Annotated in this window: 15 protein-coding genes, 1 tRNA gene and 1 pseudogene; 6 read left to right on the top strand and 11 right to left on the bottom strand. The window is 40.7% G+C overall.

Annotation, left to right across the window (positions count from 1 at the left end; translation table 11 throughout):
* Window positions 1–36 precede the first annotated feature (36 nt).
* On the top strand, window positions 37–1,230 hold the full coding sequence (locus HMPREF1534_RS16845) for an MFS transporter (RefSeq protein WP_005936417.1): 1,194 nt from the start codon (window positions 37–39) through the stop codon (window positions 1,228–1,230).
* Here the strand turns inward: HMPREF1534_RS16845 and HMPREF1534_RS16850 are convergent.
* The 7 genes from HMPREF1534_RS16850 to mfd all read right to left on the bottom strand — a co-directional run bounded on the left by HMPREF1534_RS16850 (window position 1,227) and on the right by mfd (window position 11,300).
* Window positions 1,227–2,375: a hypothetical protein gene (locus HMPREF1534_RS16850; protein WP_005936415.1), complete on the bottom strand. Its 1,149-nt coding sequence runs from the start codon at window positions 2,373–2,375 to the stop codon at window positions 1,227–1,229. The two genes, HMPREF1534_RS16845 and HMPREF1534_RS16850, sit on opposite strands and share 4 nt — an antisense overlap.
* 91 nt (window positions 2,376–2,466) lie before the next feature.
* Complete coding sequence (locus HMPREF1534_RS16855) at window positions 2,467–3,060, bottom strand: aminotransferase class IV family protein (protein WP_005936413.1); 594 nt, start codon at window positions 3,058–3,060, stop codon at window positions 2,467–2,469.
* Window positions 3,044–4,027 carry an aminodeoxychorismate synthase component I gene (locus HMPREF1534_RS16860; protein WP_005936411.1) on the bottom strand — a complete coding sequence of 328 codons (984 nt, stop codon included), beginning with the start codon at window positions 4,025–4,027 and terminating at the stop codon, window positions 3,044–3,046. The genes HMPREF1534_RS16855 and HMPREF1534_RS16860 overlap by 17 nt, the downstream gene beginning before the upstream one ends.
* 10 nt (window positions 4,028–4,037) lie before the next feature.
* The gene (locus HMPREF1534_RS16865; protein WP_005936408.1) at window positions 4,038–6,071 is read right to left on the bottom strand and encodes a polysaccharide lyase 8 family protein; all 2,034 of its coding nucleotides are present in this window, start codon (window positions 6,069–6,071) and stop codon (window positions 4,038–4,040) included.
* A gap of 557 nt (window positions 6,072–6,628) precedes the next feature.
* Window positions 6,629–6,702 (bottom strand) — tRNA-His (locus HMPREF1534_RS16870).
* Between the two features lie 74 nt (window positions 6,703–6,776).
* Window positions 6,777–7,850 carry a CapA family protein gene (locus tag HMPREF1534_RS16875; RefSeq protein WP_005936404.1) on the bottom strand — a complete coding sequence of 358 codons (1,074 nt, stop codon included), beginning with the start codon at window positions 7,848–7,850 and terminating at the stop codon, window positions 6,777–6,779.
* An 84-nt stretch (window positions 7,851–7,934) separates the two neighbouring features.
* Complete coding sequence (gene mfd, locus HMPREF1534_RS16880; RefSeq protein WP_005936401.1) at window positions 7,935–11,300, bottom strand: transcription-repair coupling factor; 3,366 nt, start codon at window positions 11,298–11,300, stop codon at window positions 7,935–7,937.
* Window positions 11,301–11,407: 107 nt separating this feature from the next.
* On the opposite strand from mfd, the gene HMPREF1534_RS16885 reads away from it, so the two are divergent.
* Together HMPREF1534_RS16885 and HMPREF1534_RS16890 are read left to right on the top strand one after the other, a co-directional pair.
* Window positions 11,408–12,589, top strand: a complete 1,182-nt coding sequence (locus HMPREF1534_RS16885; RefSeq protein WP_005936397.1) for a DUF418 domain-containing protein — start codon at window positions 11,408–11,410, stop codon at window positions 12,587–12,589.
* 50 nt (window positions 12,590–12,639) lie between these two features.
* Entirely contained in the window at window positions 12,640–14,844 is a 2,205-nt protein-coding gene (locus HMPREF1534_RS16890; protein ID WP_018452325.1) for a tetratricopeptide repeat protein, read from the top strand.
* Here HMPREF1534_RS16890 and HMPREF1534_RS16895 read toward each other — a convergent pair.
* On the bottom strand, window positions 14,836–15,657 hold the full coding sequence (locus HMPREF1534_RS16895) for a hypothetical protein (RefSeq protein WP_005936392.1): 822 nt from the start codon (window positions 15,655–15,657) through the stop codon (window positions 14,836–14,838). The two genes, HMPREF1534_RS16890 and HMPREF1534_RS16895, sit on opposite strands and share 9 nt — an antisense overlap.
* 128 nt (window positions 15,658–15,785) lie before the next feature.
* Here HMPREF1534_RS16895 and aspT point away from each other — a divergent pair, with 128 nt between their 5' ends.
* Together aspT and HMPREF1534_RS16905 are read left to right on the top strand one after the other, a co-directional pair.
* On the top strand, window positions 15,786–17,483 hold the full coding sequence (gene aspT / locus HMPREF1534_RS16900; RefSeq protein WP_005936389.1) for an aspartate-alanine antiporter: 1,698 nt from the start codon (window positions 15,786–15,788) through the stop codon (window positions 17,481–17,483).
* 21 nt (window positions 17,484–17,504) lie between these two features.
* Window positions 17,505–19,148 carry a bifunctional aspartate transaminase/aspartate 4-decarboxylase gene (locus HMPREF1534_RS16905; RefSeq protein WP_005936386.1) on the top strand — a complete coding sequence of 548 codons (1,644 nt, stop codon included), beginning with the start codon at window positions 17,505–17,507 and terminating at the stop codon, window positions 19,146–19,148.
* Window positions 19,149–19,598: 450 nt separating this feature from the next.
* Here the strand turns inward: HMPREF1534_RS16905 and HMPREF1534_RS16910 are convergent, their stop codons facing one another.
* Window positions 19,599–20,165, bottom strand: a complete 567-nt coding sequence (locus tag HMPREF1534_RS16910; protein ID WP_005936383.1) for a hypothetical protein — start codon at window positions 20,163–20,165, stop codon at window positions 19,599–19,601.
* Window positions 20,166–21,104: 939 nt separating this feature from the next.
* Between HMPREF1534_RS16910 and HMPREF1534_RS16915 the strand changes: the two genes are divergently transcribed.
* Window positions 21,105–21,407: a hypothetical protein gene (locus HMPREF1534_RS16915; protein WP_005936379.1), complete on the top strand. Its 303-nt coding sequence runs from the start codon at window positions 21,105–21,107 to the stop codon at window positions 21,405–21,407.
* Between the two features lie 740 nt (window positions 21,408–22,147).
* Here HMPREF1534_RS16915 and HMPREF1534_RS16920 read toward each other — a convergent pair.
* Together HMPREF1534_RS16920 and HMPREF1534_RS16925 are read right to left on the bottom strand one after the other, a co-directional pair.
* Window positions 22,148–22,478 (bottom strand): annotated as a pseudogene (locus tag HMPREF1534_RS16920) (transposase); the annotation flags it as partial.
* A gap of 198 nt (window positions 22,479–22,676) precedes the next feature.
* Window positions 22,677–24,293 (bottom strand): ABC-F family ATP-binding cassette domain-containing protein, encoded by a 1,617-nt coding sequence (locus tag HMPREF1534_RS16925; protein ID WP_005936371.1) that lies wholly within the window; start codon window positions 24,291–24,293, stop codon window positions 22,677–22,679.
* Window positions 24,294–24,374 lie beyond the last annotated feature (81 nt).

Genomic DNA, 24,374 nt, shown 5'->3' with positions numbered 1-24,374 from the left:
CTTTTGTCTGTTAATCGTTTCTTTATATGACAATATATGAAAGATAAGCTAGTAACAAAAAACTATATAGAAATTCTCGCAGCCAACTTTCTGCTCTACTTTGGTTTCTATTTACTAATGCCGGTACTGCCGTTCTATTTAGCCGAGATATTTAACAGCGAAAAAGGAACCATTGGTATTATCCTTTCATGTTACACAATAGCTGCCTTATGTATCCGTCCGTTTTCGGGCTATCTGCTGGATACTTTTGCCAGAAAACCGCTTTATTTATTAGCTTATTTTCTTTTTACGGCTGCCTTCGGCGGATATCTGTTGGCGGGCACCCTCACTTTATTCACACTTATCCGCATCTTCCACGGCTTAGCCTTCGGAACGGTCACAGTAGCAGGAAACACGGTAGTCATCGACATCATGCCCAGTTCACGGCGTGGAGAGGGACTGGGATATTATGGAATGATGAACAACACGGCAATGAGCATCGGCCCGATGGTAGGACTATTTCTACATAATGCATACTCTTTTGAAGTGATATTTTGGTGTGCACTGGTCAGTTGCGCTTTGGGACTGGTCATGGCATCATTGGTGAAAACCCCCGTCAAAGAGCCCGTGAAAAGAGAACCGATATCGCTCGACCGATTTATTTTATTGAAAGGCATTCCTGCCGGAATCTGCCTGTTACTACTGTCCGTACCTTACGGAATGACCTCCAACTATATTGCCATGTATTCGCAACAAATAGGAATTACGGCTGAAACAGGTTTCTTTTTCACATTTATGGCTTTTGGAATGGCTACCAGCCGACTATTCAGCGGACGATTGGTTGACCGTGGCAAGATAACACAAGTTATCGAAGCCGGACTTTATTTGGTTTGTTTCTGCTTTTTCGGGCTGAGTGCCTGTGGGTGGTTAATCGACTTCAGCCTACAGTGGACTACCTATTTCTTCTTTTTCATAGCTTTATTACTGGGTATCGGTTTTGGAACCATGTTTCCGGCATTCAATACATTGTTTGTCAATCTGGCTCCCAACAGCCAACGAGGTACAGCTACCAGCACTTACCTTACTTCATGGGATGTAGGTATAGGAGTGGGTATGCTGGCAGGCGGATATATCGCACAAATAGCCACTTTCAAAATAGCTTATTTATTCGGAGCAGTATTAACAGTTATTTCTTTATTCTACTTCCGGACAAAAGTAGCTCCACACTTTCATCAGCATAAGCTACGTTAGTCCTTGTACGTCAGCACCATAATATGAGAAAGACGGTCCTCAGAAATTGACAGTTGGGTAGACAGAATAAATGAATGAAATAAAGTAGCATTCTCTAAAATAAACGGCGGCAGATAAGGGCGAAAACGCTCAGGATTTTCAGAAACCTTATGCATATCGGCCACTAACATGAAAGAAGCGTCACGAGAAAGATTCGCCACACACTCGTCAAACAGTGTCCGACCACTACCGTCGTTTTCTTCTATTGCTTCATCCATATACCCGTTCATCGAATCTTTATTGCCCGAAATAACAATGCTGTCTTCCTTGACATCGGGCACTGACTGCATTTTTGCCACAAATTCGGAAGTACAGCTGCAAGTATCAGGCATAAAAGTATCCCCCGTAAGATATACCACATCACTATTCATATGAAAATCAAACTCACTCCAGCAACGATTATTATTCTGCAGGAAAGGCATTGAAGTCGTACGACCATATAATGTGAGGAAATTATGAGACTTCTTTTTCTCAAATACCTTCGAGAATACCTCATCATCACTCAATGCCGTTTCGTCCTCCTTGGCATCTATAACTTCTTCTATTAACCGCTTCTGATAACTCGCGACAAAGAAACCTGACCCACTATAAACAGCCAAAAATTCATTATTATTCAAAGGATAAATATAAATATTCTTTCCTCTATATTTTTCTTTCTTCGGCTGAAACTCACCCGGAGCACGCTCTTGCAACATATCGGCAAGTAACTTTTCGTCTCCTGCACCCATGCGGAAATATACAACCTGATCACGCGGAGACCCCGGAGCATGAAAACTTACCAATAAACGGCTCATCCGACTGCTCAGGCCATGTGCTTTCTGAGTGGCATACTCATTCAATCCCCCAAGAATAAAATTGAATAAACCGGGAAACTGAAAATCTCCCAGTTCATTGCTATAATTAAGTTGTGAAAAATCATTTAAAAAATAATTGATATTATCGCTTTCCAAAACACCAATACTGTTTGAAGGTACCAAGGAGAAGAGATTGAACTCCCGACCTCTATCGGTCATGCTCAATCGTGTAAATCCATAAAAACCAACTGCTATACAGAACAATACAACAGAAAGCACTACACCTAATTTTGCAACTGTCCGCAATCTCATACCTTACCTATATTTATATTTTTTTTGCAAATATAGCAAATTATTTAAGGAAACAAAAGAAACTCTCAAAAAAATGCCTGCGATTAACAATCTAGTCAGACACATTGGCAACCGGAAACTCTATGGCTCCCCAACCTATCATTGCATTAAACAATCTTACCGCCGAAAAAGATGACAGTTCTTCCTTTTTTATTTCTTTTTCTTTCAATACGCCTTTATCCAGCAATTCCGCCCGCTTGGTTCCCTTCAGCAAAGGATGCAAGGGAGTATACCAGTCATTCCCGTCATATAAAGCAATATTAGCAATTGAAGTATCTGTCAATAACCCATTCTTCACTATTAATATATCATCCTTATCCTGACGAATCTGAAACAAACTATTCAACTTTCTTCTGTCTGTGCTCTTGAAAGAATAGTCTATAGTATCCGAACACACCATACGCAAAGACCGGACAGGTCGCATCTCATAAAGAGAATAAGATACCTCCGTTATGCCTTCTTCCGTATATACCACCCTGCATTTCACACCATTCATATCAGCAGACAAGTGCAGATAATCTTCCAACTGCAAGGGTGCGCATTCCGGCCGGAAATACCTACGGACCTCATTTAACCGCCGATTATGATAAAACAGATTGCAGGCATTTCCTTTCTCTATCCGTATGGTTTCAATAAATTGGTACATATATTTTCTGTTTCATTTCATTGTATTCACTCTCCAAAACACTTTTGCCGGTAATGCCCCCACCCGCTTTAAAATAAAGATGTCCGTTCTCCTGTTCTATGAAACGTATCATCACGGCACTATCCAAATTCCGTCCATCGAAATATCCCATTACCCCGGTATAAAAGCCCCGTTCATAGTTTTCGGCCTCAGCAATAATTTCCATTGTTTTCGGCTTTGGAGCTCCGGTTATGGAGCCGGCAGGCAAGAGCCTGAAAAGAATATCTCCGATATGTGACAAATAATCTTCAGGCAACACCCCGCAAATTTCAGAACTTGTCTGAAGTATCGGTCCCTTATTAGTTTCAAGACAATCACAATAACGGTAACGGGTAACGGTCACCTGTTCCGATACCATACTCAAATCATTCCGAATTAAATCTACAATAGTGGCATGCTCGGCCGCTTCCTTCCTGTCATCCATCAAAAGCCGACATGCATCAGGCAGTGAAGCATCAATTGTACCCTTCATGGGAAACGACTTTATCTTTCCTTCTTCGATGCGGACAAAGATTTCGGGTGAGAAACAAACCAACGTATCTTTCAGCCATAACTTGTACTTTGCCTCGGAATACCGAAAAACAGCTTCAAGCGTCAAGTTAGTCTTAACCGGAACTTGACAAGTCAGATTAGTAAGATAACTATTACCTGCCAATATATTATTCTTCACCACATCAAAAGCAATGCGATACTCTTCCAAAGCCGGTGGAGCAGTCTCCCATATTAATATTCCGTCATATTCTTCGCACCTCTTTTCTACATTGGTTATCCCATTAAAACTATACTGACAAAAACTTGAATCAATCTCACTGATTTCCTCCACATAGGAATGTTCTTGTTTATAGTCTATGATAAAAAGAAACGGCCTACCCTTGCCGGCCAAGTCATTCATCCGTTCAATACTTTCCTTTCGGCTATATAACTGCATTGCAATTTATTTATTTCGAAATTCTAAAGGGAGATGATAATTTTATTTCCAGACCTCCCAATCCCTTCTCTACATAATAAATACCCGGAAGAACCGCTTTAAAAAACAATCCTTCGATATCAAAATTTTCTGATTGATAAACAGCCATCCAATATCCTTCTCCACATGAAGGAGAAGAAACAACTTGAGCAACCTTATCATTTTTAATAACTCTAATCATCTTTGGATCAAACTCTTCCACCTCCTTCTTTGTAGCGGCAGGAAGAACAATATATTGATAGGAAGCACCCGACGGTTTCACACCATGACGCAAATGCAATGCCGCCACTTCTCCATGAAGAGTAGCAGGCGTATACATTCCCATAAAATCGCTCCAACGTCCCTCGCGTTCTTCCGATTGTGCCACACATGTATCCCCGTCCAAAACAATATAACCGACAGCATCATGAAAAAAGCGCAAATCTTTTTGCCGGAACGCTTCTGCTCCTGTAATTGCACTCCATTTCTTCTTATTCCAAACATAAAGTTCTCCACTCTTTGAACGCTGATCTATGGAAGTTGTTACACACAAAGTTGTATCTGAATGAATATCGGCCCCCAAACAGAAAACAAATTTATCGGCAAATAACCATACTTTATGCGCTTCCAGTCCGTCACGATTCAACTCCATGGCTGTCATTCCAATTTTTCCATTACTCAAGCCACCCACTAAATCACTGTTATTCCCGGACCTTGTCACATTGACATTAGGCATCGGTGCAATATCCTCATACGAAGTGACACCCGGTATCTTCCGCCAGTCCCAAAAAGGAAATACTTCCAGATATTCATCTCCCCGAACATAATAATAAGTCGCTCCGTCTCCCAAGTAATATCCTTTCAGATTATCCTCATTTACCAACTCCGTACCAATCACCCTGCGAGAAGCCATTTTAACTGAAGACATCCAATCTTTGCTACGATGAACCGTGTAATCGGAATCATCAAAATGTTTATGACCTATCAACGTATTACCATGCGCAGGAAAACCTGCCAATCCCATATCTTCAGCAGCAAATGCCAAACTATATGCCTTATGTATCTGAGCATTATGAAAGAATTGCCGTCCCAACGAGCTGACATCCATATATCTGTTCCATATCACCCATCTATAACCTTTGTCAATCAACGAAACCAATATTTCCCTCTGCTGTCCGGTGAACTCGTAATCGGTATCTTTGAACAGCTGAAAGAAGAAACTCATTCCCGTGACAAAAGACAATCCGTAATTTCCGAATTGTTGCTGCGGACCATGCTGATGAAAGCTCCAATCATCTTTAATCCCTTCCTTTCTACCCAATACAATTTCCGAGGCAATAGCATCTCGCGCAGCCTTCACTAAATCTGCATCATTTTGCAAAAGAGCCCGAATCAAGACATTTCCGGCCAACCATACCTTATTTTGTCCCGTCATCCCGAACTTAGCATTCTCCATTACCGCTACAGCAGCCCGGTGCTCCTGGTCTGTCAACTGTTCTTCCAATAAAATAAAAGCAGCTCCCAGTGTTTTAGGAATACCAATCTGATTATACCACCAGTTCAGACAACGAGGCTTGGTATCAAACCAATATTTCAAAGCTAAATGAATTGCCTCTTTTACCTTTTCCGAATGATAATGCTCTGTAGTTTTTGAATAATACAGTTTCGACAGTTCCAATATTCGTTCCGCATGGAGTTTAGGTTCCCAGCCTGAACGCTTAGTATCTGCATAATTAATGTCAGTCCACGAACCGTCTGCCGACATCAATGACAGATAACCATCTATTTTTTTCAAATCAAAAGGATAAAGTTGGTGCAACTCCACTACTGCCTGATCAGACATCTCCTTTTCCGGTTTTATCTTTATCAAATCCGAAAGCAATGAATCCTGCTCTATGGATGACGGTATTAACATCTGCCTGTAGTTCTCTTTTATTTGTTTTAATTCTCCGACTCCGGCAGCTTTCCCCATCAAGACATGGAATATCAAACTACAGATTAAGGTCAACTTCAAAATATTGCTCATTGTTTTATTGCTATTATGCGTTTAACGAACAAAATTAATGTATTTTTTCGATTCAACGATAAATTAAAATCTAAAATAAAGCCAATCCACGGTTGATGAAAGATATATGGAAATTGAGTGCTATTATAAAAGGCTGTAGTGTACCTTTCGAAAAGACTTTGAAGTTTTCTGAAAACTCTTCCAACTTTTTCAAAAAGGTCTTGAAGTTTTTTACAAAGACTATGGTCTTTTTGGGAAAGCTCTTGGTCTTTAAAAAAAATGTCCTTGTCTTTTTGGAGGTACATGCGAACGTACATGTAAAACATGCTCCCTGACGGGGTAGATTTTGTGTGAAATGAACATTATCGGTCTCCTTTCACACCGAAACATTGATAAACAAAAGGATTCAATACATGCAATGCGTGAAAGCAACTTTTATCAACTTTCTTTTGAAGCCGAAACAACTTTTCGGATTGCCCCAAGTTTTCAAACTGAACCGCCCCCCAGAGCCCTTTTCAAACTGAGCCCCTACTACAATAAAAAAGAGGAAATTCTTATCGAACTTCCTCTTCTATCGGGGTGGCAGATGGGACTCGAACCCACGACATTCAGAACCACAATCTGACGCTCTAACCAACTGAACTACAGCCACCGTATTGGCTTTCCTTTCAAAAGCGATGCAAAGGTAAGGCTTTTTTTTATATCTGCAAACTTTTTGCCGAAAAATTATTCAAAAAAATATTCTTTTATTCCTCTATTGTATGTATCAAACAATATTCTAGCTCTCATAAGAAAACGTTTCATCGCACTAACCTCCTCATTTTTAATCGGTTTATCAAGGAAAGAAGCCGGATAAAGCTCAAATCCTTTTTTTCCACTTAAATTGGGACGTGAAGTCCAAACTAGAGAATATTCACAGTTAATCAAACGAGTTATTCTAAAAATACGCTGCAATTCCAATTTCACCATAGCTCCCCCATCCGTATCTTCTTTCGACATGTTTGATATAAAATTACCCAATGAATACACAACGACATGTTTGGCAGGAGTATGCTTATCTTGTATGACCTCCATGGGTTGAAGTACATGGGGATGAGAACCTATCACATGATCTACCCCCTGAGTTATCATCCAATCTGCCAAGTCCCGTTCCGAACGCTCAGGCAACGAACGATATTCTATCCCCCAATGCATACACGCTATAATGACATCGGGCATCATGCGGCGCGCCTTAAGAATATCTTTCTTAATTTGTTCCCGGTCAATGTAGTTCACCACATTGGGCGGAGTGACTTCAATGCCGTTTGTTCCATAAGTATAATTGAGCAGAACAATACGAAAATGATTCTTTTCTATCAACAAGGGATAGCCCTCATCCCGTTTGCCCTTATTTACATAAGTGCCCGCATGTGGAATATGCAAGGAGTCCAGCATCAGAATGGTGCGTTCCAATCCTTTTTTCCTTCGGTCAAGACAATGATTATTCGCTGTAAGCAACACATCAAAACCGGCCTCTTTAACAGCATACAAATATTCATCGGGAGCACTAAACGCCGGATAACCGCTATAGGGCTTGCCACCCAATGTCACTTCCAGATTGGCAACAGCCAAGTCTGCCGCACTTATCTCATCTTTTACATGCTTGAAACAAGACGAATAATCATAGGATGTCCCTACACGGGCAGCCTCTATTTGTGCCTGATGCTGCATCAGGTCTCCCACAAACAACAAGGTTATTTTCTCTTGCGCAGTAAGCGAAAGACTAAAGCACAAGCTGAACAGTATAAAGAGCTGCCGCATATTAAAGGTATGATTTACAACGTTAATAATCGGCAAGATAAAGAGAATATTCGGAAAAGCCAAAGATACCGGTGAAAAACGATGTTACAGGCTTACTATTTCCTGCAAGATGCCGACCGCTGTTTCTACTGTTTCCACATTCTTTATCACCATACTGCGTTTACCATTCTGCTCACGAAGATTGCAATAACGGGGATTCTTTCCCATGTAATCAATCACTTTTCCAAAGGCTGCACTCTGATAGTAAGGACTGTCAGGATTACTCACAAAGAACAGTGTCATTCGTCCGGCTTTCAGGAAAACCTTCTCTGCACCCAAGCGTTTTGCCATCCGGCGCAAGGGAACAATGCGAAGCAGTTCCTGACCTTCGCGCGGAACTTTCCCGAAACGGTCTTCCAAACGGGATTTGAATGCCAACACATCTTTATCCAGCTCCAAGCCATCCAACTCACGATAAAGTAACATACGTTCGCTGCTGCTGGGAATGTATTCATTGGGAAACAATAATTCCAAATCACTTTCCACCTGACACTCATCCACAAAGTTTTCACCACTTATTTTTTCCTCACCTGCCGCTTGCAGCTCTTCAGCATAAAGGTCTGCAAATTCATCCTCTTTCAGCTCTTTCACAGCCTCAGCCAAAATCTTCTGATAAGTTTCGTATCCCAAATCGGCAATGAAACCACTTTGTTCGGCACCCAACATATTACCTGCTCCACGGATATCAAGATCCTGCATGGCAATGTGGATTCCACTACCCAAATCACTAAAGTTCTCTATGGCCTGCAGACGACGTTTGGCTTCGGGAGTCAACGAAGTGAGTGGAGGAGCCAATAAATAGCAAAATGCTTTCTTATTGCTACGTCCCACACGTCCACGCATCTGATGCAAATCGCTCAACCCGAAATTCTGCGCCTGATTGATGATAATGGTATTGGCATTGGGGATATCAATTCCACTTTCGATAATGGTAGTCGCCAGCAGCACATCATAATCATAGTTCACAAAGTCGAAAATAATCTTCTCAAGTTTTTCCGGCTCCATCTGTCCATGACCGATGCAAACACGGCAGTCCGGGATGTTTCGTTTAATCATTGCTTCCAGCTCCACCAGGTTCTGTATCCTATTGTTTACAAAAAATACCTGACCGTTACGACTCATCTCGAAGTTGATAGCCTCAGTGATAATTTCTTCATTGAATGTATGCACCTCGGTCTGGATGGGGTAGCGATTGGGGGGAGGAGTCTGTATCACAGAAAGGTCGCGCGCACCCATCAGTGAAAACTGCAAAGTACGCGGAATAGGGGTAGCCGTCATGGTCAGAGTATCAACATTGACTTTTATCTGGCGAAGTTTCTCTTTTACGCTGACTCCGAACTTCTGCTCCTCATCTATAATCAGTAGCCCCAAATCCTTGAACTTAATGCTTTTGCCAATAATTTTATGCGTACCAATCAGAATATTAATCTTGCCTTCTCCCAATTCTTTCACGATGCGGGAACTGTCTTTGGCACTACGAGCCCGACTCAGATAATCCACTTTACACGGAAAATCCTTCAATCGTTCACGGAAAGTCTGAAAGTGCTGATAAGCCAATACGGTAGTCGGTACAAGTACCGCCACTTGTTTGTTGTCCGTCACAGCCTTAAAAGCAGCACGCACTGCTATTTCCGTTTTTCCAAAACCAACATCCCCGCACACCAGACGGTCCATCGGACGTTCGCTTTCCATATCAGCCTTTACATCCTGAGTTGTCTTCAGCTGGTCGGGAGTATCCTCATAAATAAAGCTGGCCTCCAGCTCATGCTGCAAAAAGCTGTCGGGAGTATAGCTGAAGCCCTTCTCCTGCTTTCGCTGAGAGTATAACTTAATCAAATCACGGGCAATATCTTTAATCTTGGTCTTGGTGCGTTCCTTCATTTTCTCCCAAGCACCGGTACCCAGTTTATTGAGGCGCGGAGTTTCTCCTTCCTTCCCTTTATACTTGGAAATCTTGTGCAAGGAATGAATAGACACAAAGACGACATCCTCATTTTGATAAACCAACTTGATAACCTCTTGCGTGGTATCGCCGTTGGGGATACGCACCAGCCCGGCAAACTTCCCTACTCCATGGTCAATGTGCACAACATAATCTCCCGGTTCAAATTGGCTCAACTCTTTTAATGTCAGTGCCACTTTGCCGCTACGGGCCTTGTCACTCCGAAGGTTATATTTATGAAAGCGGTCGAATATCTGATGGTCGGTAAAAAAACAGCTCCGAAGAGTATTATCGCTAAATCCTTCGTGCAATGTCTTATTGACCGGAGTGAATGCTATTTTATCTCCCCGCTCCTCAAAAATATCTTTCAACCGCTTAGCCTGTTTTTCACTGTCCGTACATATATATAATGTATAGCCCTGTTCCAGATAATCGGTAAACGTACTGCTTACCAAATCAAAGTTCTTGTGAAAAATCGGTTGCGTACTTGTATCAAAGGGCAAAGTGGCCTGCGGAGTACCCGTAGGCTTATTCCCAAATTCTATTCTTTTGAACTCTAACGCACGAACTGCAAACTCTGAACCATCAATCAACTTTGTCTCCAAACTCATCAATTCTGTCTTCTCCCCTTCATAAGCAGCCAAAGCCTGTGGAGAGAGCGCCTCATCTCTGACGGATTGTATTCTTTCGCGTACCCACAGGAAATCCTTCATTGCCAATACGGTATCCTTTGGTATAAACTCAAAAAAAGAAACACCGTTCCTGTCCGTCGCCTTTGTCAGTTCCGGCACAATGGCTATGCTTTGCTTCTTTTCCTTCGAGAGCTGATTCTCCACTTCAAAAGTGCGGATACTATCCACCTCGTCACCAAAGAAATCGATGCGATAAGGATATTCAGAAGCAAAAGAAAAAACATCGATAATGCTTCCTCTTACTGCATATTGCCCCGGCTCATACACATAATCCACATGCTCAAACCCATAGCCGGTAAGCACTTCTGCAATAAACTCAGTATCCACATGTTCACCTACACTCAGCTTCAATGTTTTATCAGTCAGTTCTTCTTGTGAAACAACCTTTTCGGCAAGAGCATCGGGATAGGTTACAACACACAAAGTATCACCTTTCTGCAAACGGCTCAATACTTCCGTGCGAAGAATCTCATTTGCCGCATCCTTTTGCCCGTATTTGATGGCACGACGATATGAAGAAGGAAAGAATAAAATATTCTCTTCTCCATTTACTTGCGTCAAGTCATGATAAAAATAACCTGCCTCTTCCTGATCTCCCAATATAAAAACAAACGTCTGTTTATTTTCTCTGATAAAGGAGGAAATAAATAAAGGTGTCGCTGAAGCATGTAAGCCTCCCAGGAAAATAGTCCTCACCGAGGAATCTTCCAATAACGCAGCCAATCCCGCAGTATTCGGGTGTCCGGCATATATACGTTGTAATTCCGAAATGTCCATATCTTCGTTTAAGATGGGAACAAAATTAGAGAATTTTCTTATTACTTCCTCTAATTATAGCCAACTATTTAAGATTTTACTTACTTTTGTGACTCAATGTTTAAATCATGGAAACAAAAGTAATAAGCACAATTAAAGGACACGCACGTGTAGATGTAGCCGATGTGCTACGCGGATTGGCAGTAATGGGAATCATCATTCTGCACTCCATTGAGCATTTTAATTTCTATTCATTTCCAGATACAACCACGCAGAGTGACTGGCTCAACTTTACGGACAAAGCAATCTGGAATGGATTATTCTTCATGTTCGGCGGAAAGGCATATGCCGTATTTGCCCTTCTCTTCGGCTTTAGTTTTTTTATTCAGAACGATAATCAGCGCATGCGCGGCAACGATTTCCGATTACGTTTCTGCTGGCGGCTCATCCTGTTATTCTTAATAGGCAATATCAATGCCAGCTTCTTCACCGCGGAAGTGCTGGTACTTTATTCACTGGTAGGTTTTATCCTACCCCTCACCTGCCGTCTGAAAGACAAATGGGTATTCCTTCTCGCTTGCGTGCTATTGATACAGCCTTTGCCACTTTACTATGTAATACGTGCCTGCCTGGACCCGTCTTTCATTACTCCGGCCATTCCCACCCGCAGCTTTTGGAATGCCACCTTTGCCGTACAAAGTCATGGTTCGTTTTTGGAAACAGTCCGGGTGAATTTATGGGAAGGACAAATAGCCAGTCTTGCCTGGGCATGGGATCACGGACGTGTATTCCAAACGGCAGCTTTGTTTTTGTTGGGTATGTTAATCGGACGACGCGGACTATTCCAAAAAGAGAACTTGAAGGTATGGAATAAAATACTTGCCGGTGCACTTATCGCATTCTTTCCTTTATACGGATTAGGCAATATGTTGCCGGCATTCATTGTCAATAAATCAATATTGACCCCTTTATCACTTATCATCACCTCGCTTTCTAACTTCTCATTCATGTTGGTATTGGTTTCGGGAGTTATCTTTGCATTCTATAATACAAATATGCATTATCTTTTAATGAAAATCACTCCATACGGAAAGATGAGTCTTACCAACTATATTACTCAAAGCATAGTAGGTTCTATGTTATACTATAACTGGGGATTTGCTCTTCACAACCAATATGGCATCACTGTCAGTTGCCTGGCGGGTATCGCATTCTTCATCTTGCAGTTTACATTCTGCCGCTGGTGGATGAGCCATCATTCACACGGACCGATGGAATACATATGGAAACGTGCCACTTGGCTGAAATGAGAACTTAAAAGGGCTTCCGGTTGTTTTACACATAAATAGAAATATAATTTATGGCTAATATGCATAATGAAATAGAATACGTTTTCAATTTACTCGAAAATCATCGTTTGAAAGAAGCATTGGTACAAATCCATGCCATGGCCAGCCAATGTTCCAGCTGGCAGCTGCGTACTGACGTAGAAACACTGCAAACGACATACGATCTGATGTTGCAATACAACGCAAAGGGCATAAAAGATCCCAAACAAAAGGATATGTATAATAAAATATTCCGATCGGCTTACGAAATGGCAGAACGGACACATATCATGAAAAACAGTACATCTTCTTTTGCTTTATATTATGATTTGATACGCACTTATGAGCACGCTAAACCGCATACTCTTTCCGAACTGCAAATGCAATTGGAAGCCTATACGGAAGATGCAGCGACAGCTCCTCTGATTTACAGTGATGCCAATCGCTGTAAATCAGAATTGGCAGGAATACGCGAACGTCATGAAAAAGCACTCAACGAGTTATTCGAAAGAACCTGGGTTTCTTTATATTGGACGGAAGCCGAAGTACAGGAAGCCCAGACACTGCTCAATTCACTTCTGGTACCGGTCAATGATCTTTGCGTCTTCATCAGTGCCGTCACGATGAGCCAATCCAGAATTTTTGATATACGAAAATATATGCTGCTCCTCGAAGCGTATAATCACCCTGATCCTATGGTGAACCAACGTGCTATCGTAGGTATAGTGATAACTGCACTTTTCCATGAACATCGTATCATGATGTATCCCGAAGCACGTGCAAAGCTCTCACTACTCAATGAAGATGCTGATTTTATTAAGAACCTGCATACCATACAGATTCAATTGCAGCTTTCACGCGAGACACAGAAAATAGACAGGAAGATGCGGGAAGAAATCATTCCCGAAATGATGAGAAATCCGCGCATTGGGAACTCCAACAAAATCGGGTTCGATGAAACAGAAGACTCCGATGATCTTAACCCGGAATGGGAAAACTGGATTGACAAATCGGGCATTACTGACAAATTACGTGAAATGGGCGAATTGCAAATGGAGGGAGCTGATGTTTATATGAGCACATTCTCTCAACTAAAGCAGTTCCCTTTTTTCCGCCAAATGTCACATTGGTTCTATCCTTTCGACCGCCAATTTCCCGATATTGTTACCATATTTGGAGATAATGAAGAAAAGAGAATGTCCTTATTGGACATTATACTCAATAGCGATTCCTTCTGCAATTCAGATAAATATTCTTTCTGTTTCAGCTTGATACAAATGCCTGAATCACAAAGAGAACTGATGATACATCAGATGAACGAGCAAAGCTCTGTATCGCAAGAACAGCTGGAACAGATAACAAAGATGACGAAGTCCACCTTGAAAAAAGAGAATATCAGTCGCCAGTATATTCATGATTTATATCGCTTCTTCAAATTATGGTCTCGCCGTTCCGAAGAAAAAGACATCTTCGAAAGCCGCTTTGAACTGTGGAAATATAACAGCCTTAAAAAAGCAATAACCCAACCTGAAGAACTGAAAAAGTTGGCAGATTATTTCTTCCAAAAAGATTATATGGAGGAAGCATTCCAGCTATACAGCATCCTGCTTGAAGAGAATAAAACCAACTCCGAGTTATGGCAGAAAGCCGGTTATTCCCTCCAGAAATTGGGAAATTACGATAAAGCGTTGAGTTATTATAAACAAGCTGATATCATTGCCCCGGATGCCTTATGGACTAACCGTCATCTGGCCTTGTGTTACCATAAGCTGGGCATGCCTGAACAGGCATTGCAATACTTCAAAAAAGTAGAAATTGTTCAGCCCGACAATTTAAACCTGTCCTTACAGATTGGTCAATGTCTAGTAGCCTTGAAAAAATACGAAGAGGCTTTGGGGTACTTCTTTAAAGTGGAATACCTGGAAAAAAATCCCAATAATGCACGCCGTGCTATCGGCTGGTGTTCATTTGTTATCGGCAAATATGAAGAAGCACGTAAATATTATGATCTACTGCTTCAGGCTACCAAGCCCAAAATGCAAGACTGGATGAATGCAGGACATTTATACTATACATTAGGAAATATCGAAACGGCTATCAACTATTATCAAAAAGCACAGAGTATGTGCGAAGACCGTAACATGTTCCTTACCTTCTATTTGGAAGACAAAAAATACCTTATTGAAAAAGGATTTTCGGAAGAAGATATCTATATCCTATTGGATGAACTACTTTAATGACTTATAAGACAATTCGATACGAGACAGAAGTTTTGTATAATTATACAGGACTTCTATCTTTATCGGAGATTCATCATCCAATCTATAGTTAGCATGCACGTTATAAGTCTCAGCACCATGATTTACACAACGTCCGATATCATTGGGCAAAACTGTATCTACCCTGAAATCTCCCAAGTTTAGTAAAAAATAGAAAAAGCCATCCAAGCCATCACTATCCATTACATAAGCCTGTATATTCAAATTTGCCCGATAATTAATATGATTATCATAATTATAATAACTATGACACACATAAGTACTGTCATTTAATTCATGATGTGAGGTAATGGATTCCATCAGTTTTCCATCATCACCAAATATATATTTCGTACAGACGCGTTTTAAGAAATCATTTCCTTCCACTCCAAAATAGTCCGACTTGATACACAATGTATCAGCTCCGTATTCATAAGTCGAAGTCTTAAAAACATCCCATGTTTCCGAACCTCTTTTCAACAAACAACGTGTACGACTTTCTATCGCCTTGCCTTTAGCCATTTTAAAAGTTACCGAGCAAAGCTTATTTCCCGAATGAAGGCAATCCATTTTTCCTATGGTTACCTTATCGCCCGCATACACTATCGGAGTATCACCATAACGTATTATTCTGCCGTCACCATCATACTCTATATCCGATATAACCTCTTCTTCTTCTGTCAGGTCAGTTACTTTTGCTATAAGTGTTTCGTCTTTATTTTCTTTACAACTCAAGTTTGCAAACAGTAAGAAGCTCACTACAATATATTTTACAATCGCTTCAATTTTCATACTTCAATCATCCTATCTGTGCAAATAAAACAAAAAATATTAGAACTATGCACAATTTGGATGATTTTAACTCAACTTTTTTTTATCCCTTCTGTTGTAGATTGCAATTATAAAAGAAATAAGAATATATGGAATGGGTAATACATCTATTAAGACAACATTCAGAACTGGCTATTTTTCTCACTATTGCCGCAGGATTCTGGATTGGTAAAATCAAAGTAGGACAATTCAGTCTGGGAATCGTCACCAGCGTACTTTTGGTCGGAGTACTGGTAGGTCAACTCAACATCACCATTGAAGAGCCGGTCAAATCGGTTTTCTTTCTACTATTTTTATTTGCCATCGGTTACAAAGTGGGACCGCAATTCTTTCGTGGATTAAAAAAAGACGGCTTGCCACAAGTGGGATTTGCCGTCTTAATGTGCGTTGGCTGTTTGGTTATAACCTGGATTTTAGCACTTATAATGGGATATAATGCAGGCGAAGCAGCCGGATTACTGGCAGGTGCACAAACCATTTCTGCTGTTATCGGAGTAGCAGACGACACCATCAATGGCTTAAACATCAGCACAGAGCAGAAAAACAATATGATAAATATTATTCCCGTAGCCTATGCTGTTACCTATATCTACGGAACTGCAGGGTCAGCATGGGTACTCTCTTCTTTGGGTCCGAAAATGTTGGGCGGACTGGAAAAAGTAAAAGCTGCCTGTAAAGAACTGGAAGCAAAAATGGGAACGAGTGAGGCTGATGAACCCGGCTTCGAACATGCTCGCCGACCGGTCGTATTCCGTGCTTATACCATAGAAAACGATTGGTTTGGAAACGGTAAAACGGTAGAGCAACTCGAATCTTACTTTATTTCGCAAGGGAAAAGGCTGTTTGTTGAAAGAATGAGGCATAATCATACCATTATTAACGAAATTCTTCCGGGACAATTATTACAAAAAGGTGACGAAGTAGTATTAAGTGGACGTCGTGAATTTGCCATAGGAGAAGAAGATTGGATTGGCGAAGAAGTGATAGATCCCCAGTTGCTTGATTTCCCTGTAGAGGTATTGCCGGTCATGATACATAAGAAACCGTATGCCAACCGAAAACTTGAATTCATTCGTAAGCAACCTTTCATGCATGGAGTGAGTGTAAGACGTATCAAACGTGCGGGTATTGATATTCCCGTGTTTGCCCAAACCGTGGTCGATTCAGGTGATACATTAGAATTGGTAGGACTGAAGAAAGAAGTAGAAACAGCTGCTAAGCAATTAGGATATATCGACCGGCCTACCAATGCTACCGATATGGTATTTGTCGGCATCGGCATCTTAATAGGAGGAGTTATCGGCGCCTTGGCCATTCACATAGGCGGAGTTCCCATCAGTCTCAGCACAAGTGGAGGAGCACTGATTGCAGGTCTGGTATTCGGATGGTTGCGCAGTAAACACCCCACATTCGGACAAATTCCGGAATCCTCTCTATGGGTATTGAATAATGTAGGATTGAATATGTTTATAGCCGTCGTAGGAATCTCTGCAGGTCCCAGTTTCATCCAAGGACTGAAAGAAGTAGGACCGATGCTTTTTATTATCGGCATCCTTGCCACTTCATTGCCTTTATTGCTAGGACTGATATTGGCCCGATATGTATTTCACTTCCATCCTGCACTGGCATTGGGATGCACAGCCGGAGCGCGAACTACCACTGCTGCACTGGGAGCTATTCAGGAAGCAGTAGACAGTGAGACCCCATCGCTCGGCTATACCGTGACCTACGCCGTGGGGAACACCCTTCTCATTATTTGGGGAGTAGTCATTGTTTTATTAATGTAATCATCTAAACCTTATAACATTATGGAATATTTAAGCGATAAGAGCAGCGTAGCGAAAATGGACAAGAACTTGGAAAAAATCAGTCCGTTTGAGCTCAAGAACCGTTTGATAGAAATGGCAGATGAAAGTGTGAAGAAGATGGCACACGTCATGCTGAATGCCGGCAGAGGAAACCCCAACTGGATTGCCACCGAAGCTCGTGAAGCCTTCTTCATTTTGGGATCTTTTGCCATTGCAGAATCTCGACGTGTCATGGATATGCCTGAAGGAATAGCCGGTATTCCTCAGAAAGAAGGTATTGCCCAACGGTTTGAGCTGTGGCTGAAAACCCATGAAGGCGAACCGGGAATCGGTCTGTTGAAGCGTACTTATAATTATATGTTGATGGAACATGCAGTCGATCCTGATTCCTTAGTACATGAGTGGGCCGAAAGTATGGCAGGCAACCAATATCCGATGCCTGACCGTATCCTGAAGTATACGGAAATACTTGTACGCGACTATCTGAATCGGGAAATGTGTGACGGACGTCCCCCTCAAGGCAACTTTGACCTTTTTGCCACCGAAGGCGGTACGGCAGGCATGTGCTATGTATTCGATTCGTTAGAAGAAAACTTCCTATTGCACCGCGGAGACAGCATCGCTTTGATGGTTCCTGCCTTTACTCCATACATCGAAATACCCGAACTGACTCGTTACGATTATGACGTACTGAACATCAGCGCTGACACGATAGACGAAAACGGCTTGCACACCTGGCAATACAAAGTAGAGGATATCAACAAGTTGCGTGACCCGAAGTACAAAGCCCTGTTTGTAATTAACCCGAGCAATCCGCCCAGCTACGAGCTGAACAAGGAATGTGTAGATGCCATCAAAGACGTAGTAAATCGTTGGAATCCAAACCTGATGATAATAACAGATGATGTCTATGGAACTTTTGTTCCCGGATTTAGAAGTCTGTTGGCAGATTTACCGTTCAATACCATCTGCGTATATTCATTCTCGAAGTATTTCGGAGCTACGGGATGGCGCATAGCCGTCAATGCCATCCACGAAAATAATGTATTCGACAAGCTGATTGCCGCTTTACCCCGTAAACGCAAAAGTGAACTTGCCAAACGATACGGTTCTTTGACTACAGATGTAGAAAAGATGAAATTCATTGACCGCATGGTGGCCGACAGCCGTCAGGTTGCTCTAAACCACACCGCCGGACTGTCACTTCCACAACAAATGCAAATGTCATTGTTTGCTGCTTTCTCATTGCTTGATAAAGAGGATAAATATCGTCATGCCATGCTTAACCTGATTCATAGCAGACTGAAAGCATTATGGGATAATACCGGATTTATTTTACCCGATGACCCGCTTCGTGCCGGATATTATTCGGAAATAGATATGCTGGTATGGGCAAAGAAATTCTATGGCGATGATTTCGTCCATTACCTGAAATCAACATATAATCCACTAAATGTGGTCTTTCGTCTGGCAACAGAAACCGGATTGGTAGTGCTGAACGGAGGGGGATTCGACGGACCTGAATGGAGCATACGAGTTTCTTTAGCCAATCTTAATGAGAAAGATTACATCAAAATAGGGCTGAGCATTCGCAGAATCCTGAATGAATATGCCGAAAAATGGAAGAGTGAAAACAAGTCTTAAGGCTAATAAAAAAGCGAGGAAGGTATATCACAAATGCACACCTCCCGGCGACTTGACCGGGCTCATCAAATGAGGTGACGGGAAACTGGAAGAGTATGCCGATGGCAGCAGCCATACTTATACCATCCGCCCCATACCGTGGTGGTGGAAATGAATGGTGCGGAAGAAGTGGACTTTTTAAGTTCTGATGCCATACGTAACTTATCCTTCCTGCACAAAAAACATATGCGCAGAAGGGTTATTCCCAATAGCTCGGTAGTTTTGTCATTTTGTCATCCTGAGCGTAGTGAAGGAAGTGTTTACATCTACTTTATGTTTGCAGATTCTTCGCAAAGCTCAGAATGGCAGAACTAAATGATAGCATTGTCAATGTTTTGACTTTACCCTATAGCCTAAACTTGCAGAAGTTCCCCTATGATTATCAACGGAAACACTTCCCGGAGTATAATGTTACTTCAATCTTCCTCTAGATTTTTCAAAATCTATCATTGGAGTATCTATTACTTTATTCTTAAATCCATTAATGTAAAAACTACTACAATCATTTAATTTAATAATAATTTTATTTTTATTCTTATTTATATTCCACCCATCAACATGCAAAGTATTCAAAAACGACTTATTCTTATTTTTCGTAAAGAAATCAAATAACCATTTATCCAAATCCATTAATTCAGCATAAGAATAATCACATTCCACAAATGAAACATAATTCAAATCAATTCTTTTAGATAAATCCTTTTTAACGAAATCCTTATCGGACTCTTTAGTTAAAAAAATGACCACCTTATCATCTTTTACATAAGCTCCTCCAAAATAATCAGGATACAAAATAGAAACACCATCTAACCCACGGGCAGAAACATCTTCAAATGAATTAATCAAATCCGTATACATGGAAGTTAAACTTCTTTGTTCCATATTTTGAGTAGTATTTTTACTCTCTTTATTTATAGAAGAATCAGAGCAGGAGAAAAAAAGAACTCCCATAAACAATAGTAACAATAACCTTTCCATAGTATATCCTATTTTAAGATTTATATTACTCTATAAATTAAGCAAACAGAATTAAAGCCAACAAATAAAATAACTTATTTAACACCCCAAATACACATTATTAATCAGGTGGATTTTCATCATTAAGATAAATTTTCTGAAGAAGGAATCACTATTGTATGTGTGAAAAAACGTATGTGCGGAAGGGTTATTCCCAATGGTTCAGTAGTCCTGTCATTTTGTTAACCGTAGGGGTGAGGTTATCCGGGGAATTGGGGTTTTAGCGAAAAGCGGTCATGTCATGCTCTAGATTGTGCCGATGTAAGATGAAAATGTGATAATTTGGACAAATAAATTCTGTTTTTCTTGCTTGTATTGTTTTTTTTTATAAGATTGCAACATCTTAAACTAATATGGGAAAAATAAATCCTCCTCATTTAAATTAAGGTGACTTTATAGATGAATTAATAGAGTATCTAGATTATTTTATTATGAGGAAAAATGAACATATATCATATTTAAATAATGAATATCCTTCTGTTAGGATAATGAATGTTTGTGGAAAAATATTTGTCTGCAATTGAAAAAATATATCATGTTATTAAATAGAGATGAGCTATATGAGAAACTAGAAACTGCTATACTTAATCTTCCAAAAAGAACTTTTTTAAATTATCGTGAACCATTAAATATTAGATTGTATGAAAAAGATTAAGACTTTAGAAAAAATTCGTTTGTCTGACAAGACAATAAAAAATTGAAGGAACAGGCTTCTTCCCTCCTTCATGCTTTTATGAGACAACTGGTCCAGAAGGATGCCTTTTCCCTGATCCTAATATGAATTATGGCAGTGGTTCCCCACTTCCACCGAGTTGTACATGTGGGTGCTCTGGTTGTATTTGGGATGATGGTGGTACTGGCTTTTCTCTTGGCATGAATATGAATAAAATCGGATAAATTATGAAAAAGACATGGTTGATATGCTTGGTTCTGGCTTCGTTTGTATGTGGATGTCAGAGTAAGAAGGAAAGTAATGCTGTCCTTTTTGAGAAATTCTTAGATAAGAATGTTGCGTCATTCGCTAAGGTCATGGCAGAAAGCGGAGTCGATACAATACAGGCCAAAAAGTATTGCAGATGTGTGTTTACCCAGCTGTATGGCATTGACTCTACATTCTTCAAACTTCCTAACGATAGTATCAATAGCCTAATCGATAAACATAGTCTATTGATAGAAGAGAAATGTGGAAATCTGAAGAAATGATTATCACTATTATTCCGCTCTACAGTCGGAAATCGGTTTCTCTCGTCATCCTTTCATTATCCGTTGAAACGTCCTGTTGATGGGGGGGGGGGGGGCCGGTAGTGAATAGGGACTCTACATTGTCCCCTCAGCCTCCTTTCATTCGTAATACTTTTGAGGGCGTGACACAAATACTGAAGGCAGATTTGAAAGGACGTGATAAGCCTGGCTGAAAGGAGGATGAAAGGGTATCCTTACATTCTTAACCGTCTGATTATATGAATGTTTTGATTAAAATGTAAGGATGAACGGAGAACGAGAATAACTGACTTGGTGAGGGGGAGTGATGCAATCTACCCTTACACAAAAAGATGCCGAACTTTGCTTAAAACCTCAAGGCCTTTTGGCAACGCGTATATACGCATCGGGTCACGCGTATATTCGCGTTGGGCTACACGTACGTACGCATCGGGTCACGCGTACGTACGCGTAAGCCTATACATATATATGGATATCCGATGGTGTGAAATATAAGGAATCTATTGTTAACTTCTTAAATACTGTTCTCATGAAGACATTTTTAAATTATTTATTTGTGTTATGTCCGTCCATTGTCATATATGGGTGCAGTAATGACGACAAAGATATGGTAATTTGTCCATATCCTTCCTTTGAATGTGAAAATGCAAAAGGAGATTTGATATATGACACAGAAAATAAACAATAGGAAATTCATCTTGCGCCTGATGGTGAAACTCTTATTTCTTCAATAGAAGACCACGGCTCTCATGTTTGGGGACCGCTATCGACTCAATTGGCCGTTACGGTCACGGGAAATGGAAATGGCAGCTTCTTCATGTTCGGTTTGAATTTTCTTCGCATAACTTCCATTACAGGAATTACCTGTATATTTCTCGCTACAGAATTCTTTTCATAGCCTAAATGGGCATCCATTTTACCTTCAAGCATTTTCTCCAATACCTGAGCATGTAGTTGCTTCAGGAAATTGCTTACATCGGCTTCTGTCTTAAACCGGCTAAGGAACTCCTTGCTTAATACCTCATCAGGCACTGCTTGATTCTTTGCTTTCATAATTTTCTTCATTTTGCAAATCTATAAAATAAAAAATACGGAACTCAAGCTGAATCCCGTATTTCACATTTACACAAAATATTTTATAGTGCCAAAAAAGAATTGAATACTAAAAAAAATCACTTTTTCAGCATCCTCGCTCATTACGGCACACCTTCTTTATACCTCTATCTTGAAAAAAATTATCTCGGAGACATATTATTCTCCATACATACGTGCACGCATTTCCTTAATATGATCCGAAGTGATGTATTCATCATATTCCATCATCTTGTCGATAATACCGTTCGGAGTTAATTCAATGATACGGTTGGCAACCGTTTCGATAAATTCATGGTCATGAGAAGCGAACAATATATTTCCTTTATAACTCTTCAAGTTATTATTGAAAGCTTGAATAGACTCCAAGTCCAAGTGGTTGGTAGGTGTATCAAGAATCAGACAGTTGGCATTGCGCAACTGCATACGGGCAATCATACAACGCATCTTCTCGCCTCCAGAAAGAACATTCACTTTTTTCAGCACTTCTTCACCCGAGAACAACATACGCCCTAAGAAACCTTTCATATAGACTTCGTTTCCTTCACCAAACTGACTTAACCAATCTACCAGATTTAAATCGCATTCAAAAAAATCAGTATTATCCAACGGCAAATAAGCAGTGGTTATTGTTACTCCCCAGTCGAATTTACCGGCTTGCGGCTTACGGTTTCCATTAATGATTTCAAAAAGAGCAGTCATGGCACGAGGGTCACGGCTCAAGAATACAATCTTATCCCCTTTTTCAACATTAAAGTTCACGTCATTAAACAAGACCACTCCATCTTCTGTCTCGGCACGCAACCCCGACACTTCTAGAATTTGGTTTCCCGGTTCACGGTCGGGAGTAAAGATAATACCCGGATATTTACGAGAAGACGGTTTAATTTCTTCTACATTCAGTTTCTCCAACATCTTCTTGCGACTGGTAGTCTGTTTACTCTTTGCCACATTCGCACTAAAACGACGGATAAACTCTTCCAATTCCTTTTTCTTCTCTTCGGCTTTTGCCTTTTGGTTCTGCTGCTGACGAAGTGCCAACTGACTGGACTCGTACCAGAAACTATAATTACCGGCAAACATATTCACTTTGCCAAAGTCAATATCAACCGTATGTGTACAAACAGAGTCAAGGAAGTGACGGTCATGACTCACCACCAATACGGTATGCTCAAAGTTGGACAAATATTCTTCCAGCCATGTCACTGTGTCCATATCCAAATCATTGGTCGGCTCATCAAGCAACAAGTTATCCGGATTTCCGTAAAGAGCCTGTGCCAACATAACACGCACCTTTTCTTTACCACTCAAGTCACCCATCTTCATATAATGCTTGTCCTCCTTGATACCAAGTCCGCTCAACAGCATAGCCGCATCGCTTTCGGCATTCCAGCCATCCAATTCAGCAAATTTCTCTTCCAACTCGGATACCTTCAAACCATCCTCATCCGTAAAATCGGTCTTGGCATACAGTTCTTCGCGCTGCTTCATAATATCCCATAATACTGTATGCCCCATCATAACCGTGTCCATTACAGTATATTCATCAAATTTGAAGTGGTCCTGACTCAATACGGACAGGCGTTCCCCCGGCCCCAGTGTCACAGACCCTTTAGTCGGTTCCAGTTCACCTGAAATTGCTTTCAGAAAAGTAGATTTTCCGGCACCGTTTGCACCGATTACTCCATAAATATTGCCATTGGTGAACTTCATATTCACATCATTATACAATACTCTTTTACCAAATTGAATGGCTAAGTTTGAAACTGTAATCATCCTTATATACCTTAGTTTATATATTATTTCGATTTTTGAAAGTGCAAAGGTAGGCATTTTAATTCAGAAAAGTATGCCAGT

The sequence above is a fragment of the Phocaeicola massiliensis B84634 = Timone 84634 = DSM 17679 = JCM 13223 genome, assembly GCF_000382445.1.
Taxonomy (GTDB): Bacteria; Bacteroidota; Bacteroidia; order Bacteroidales; family Bacteroidaceae; genus Phocaeicola; species Phocaeicola massiliensis.
Note: the sequence above shows the minus strand (reverse complement) of the source record. Positions and strands in the feature narration are given on the sequence as shown.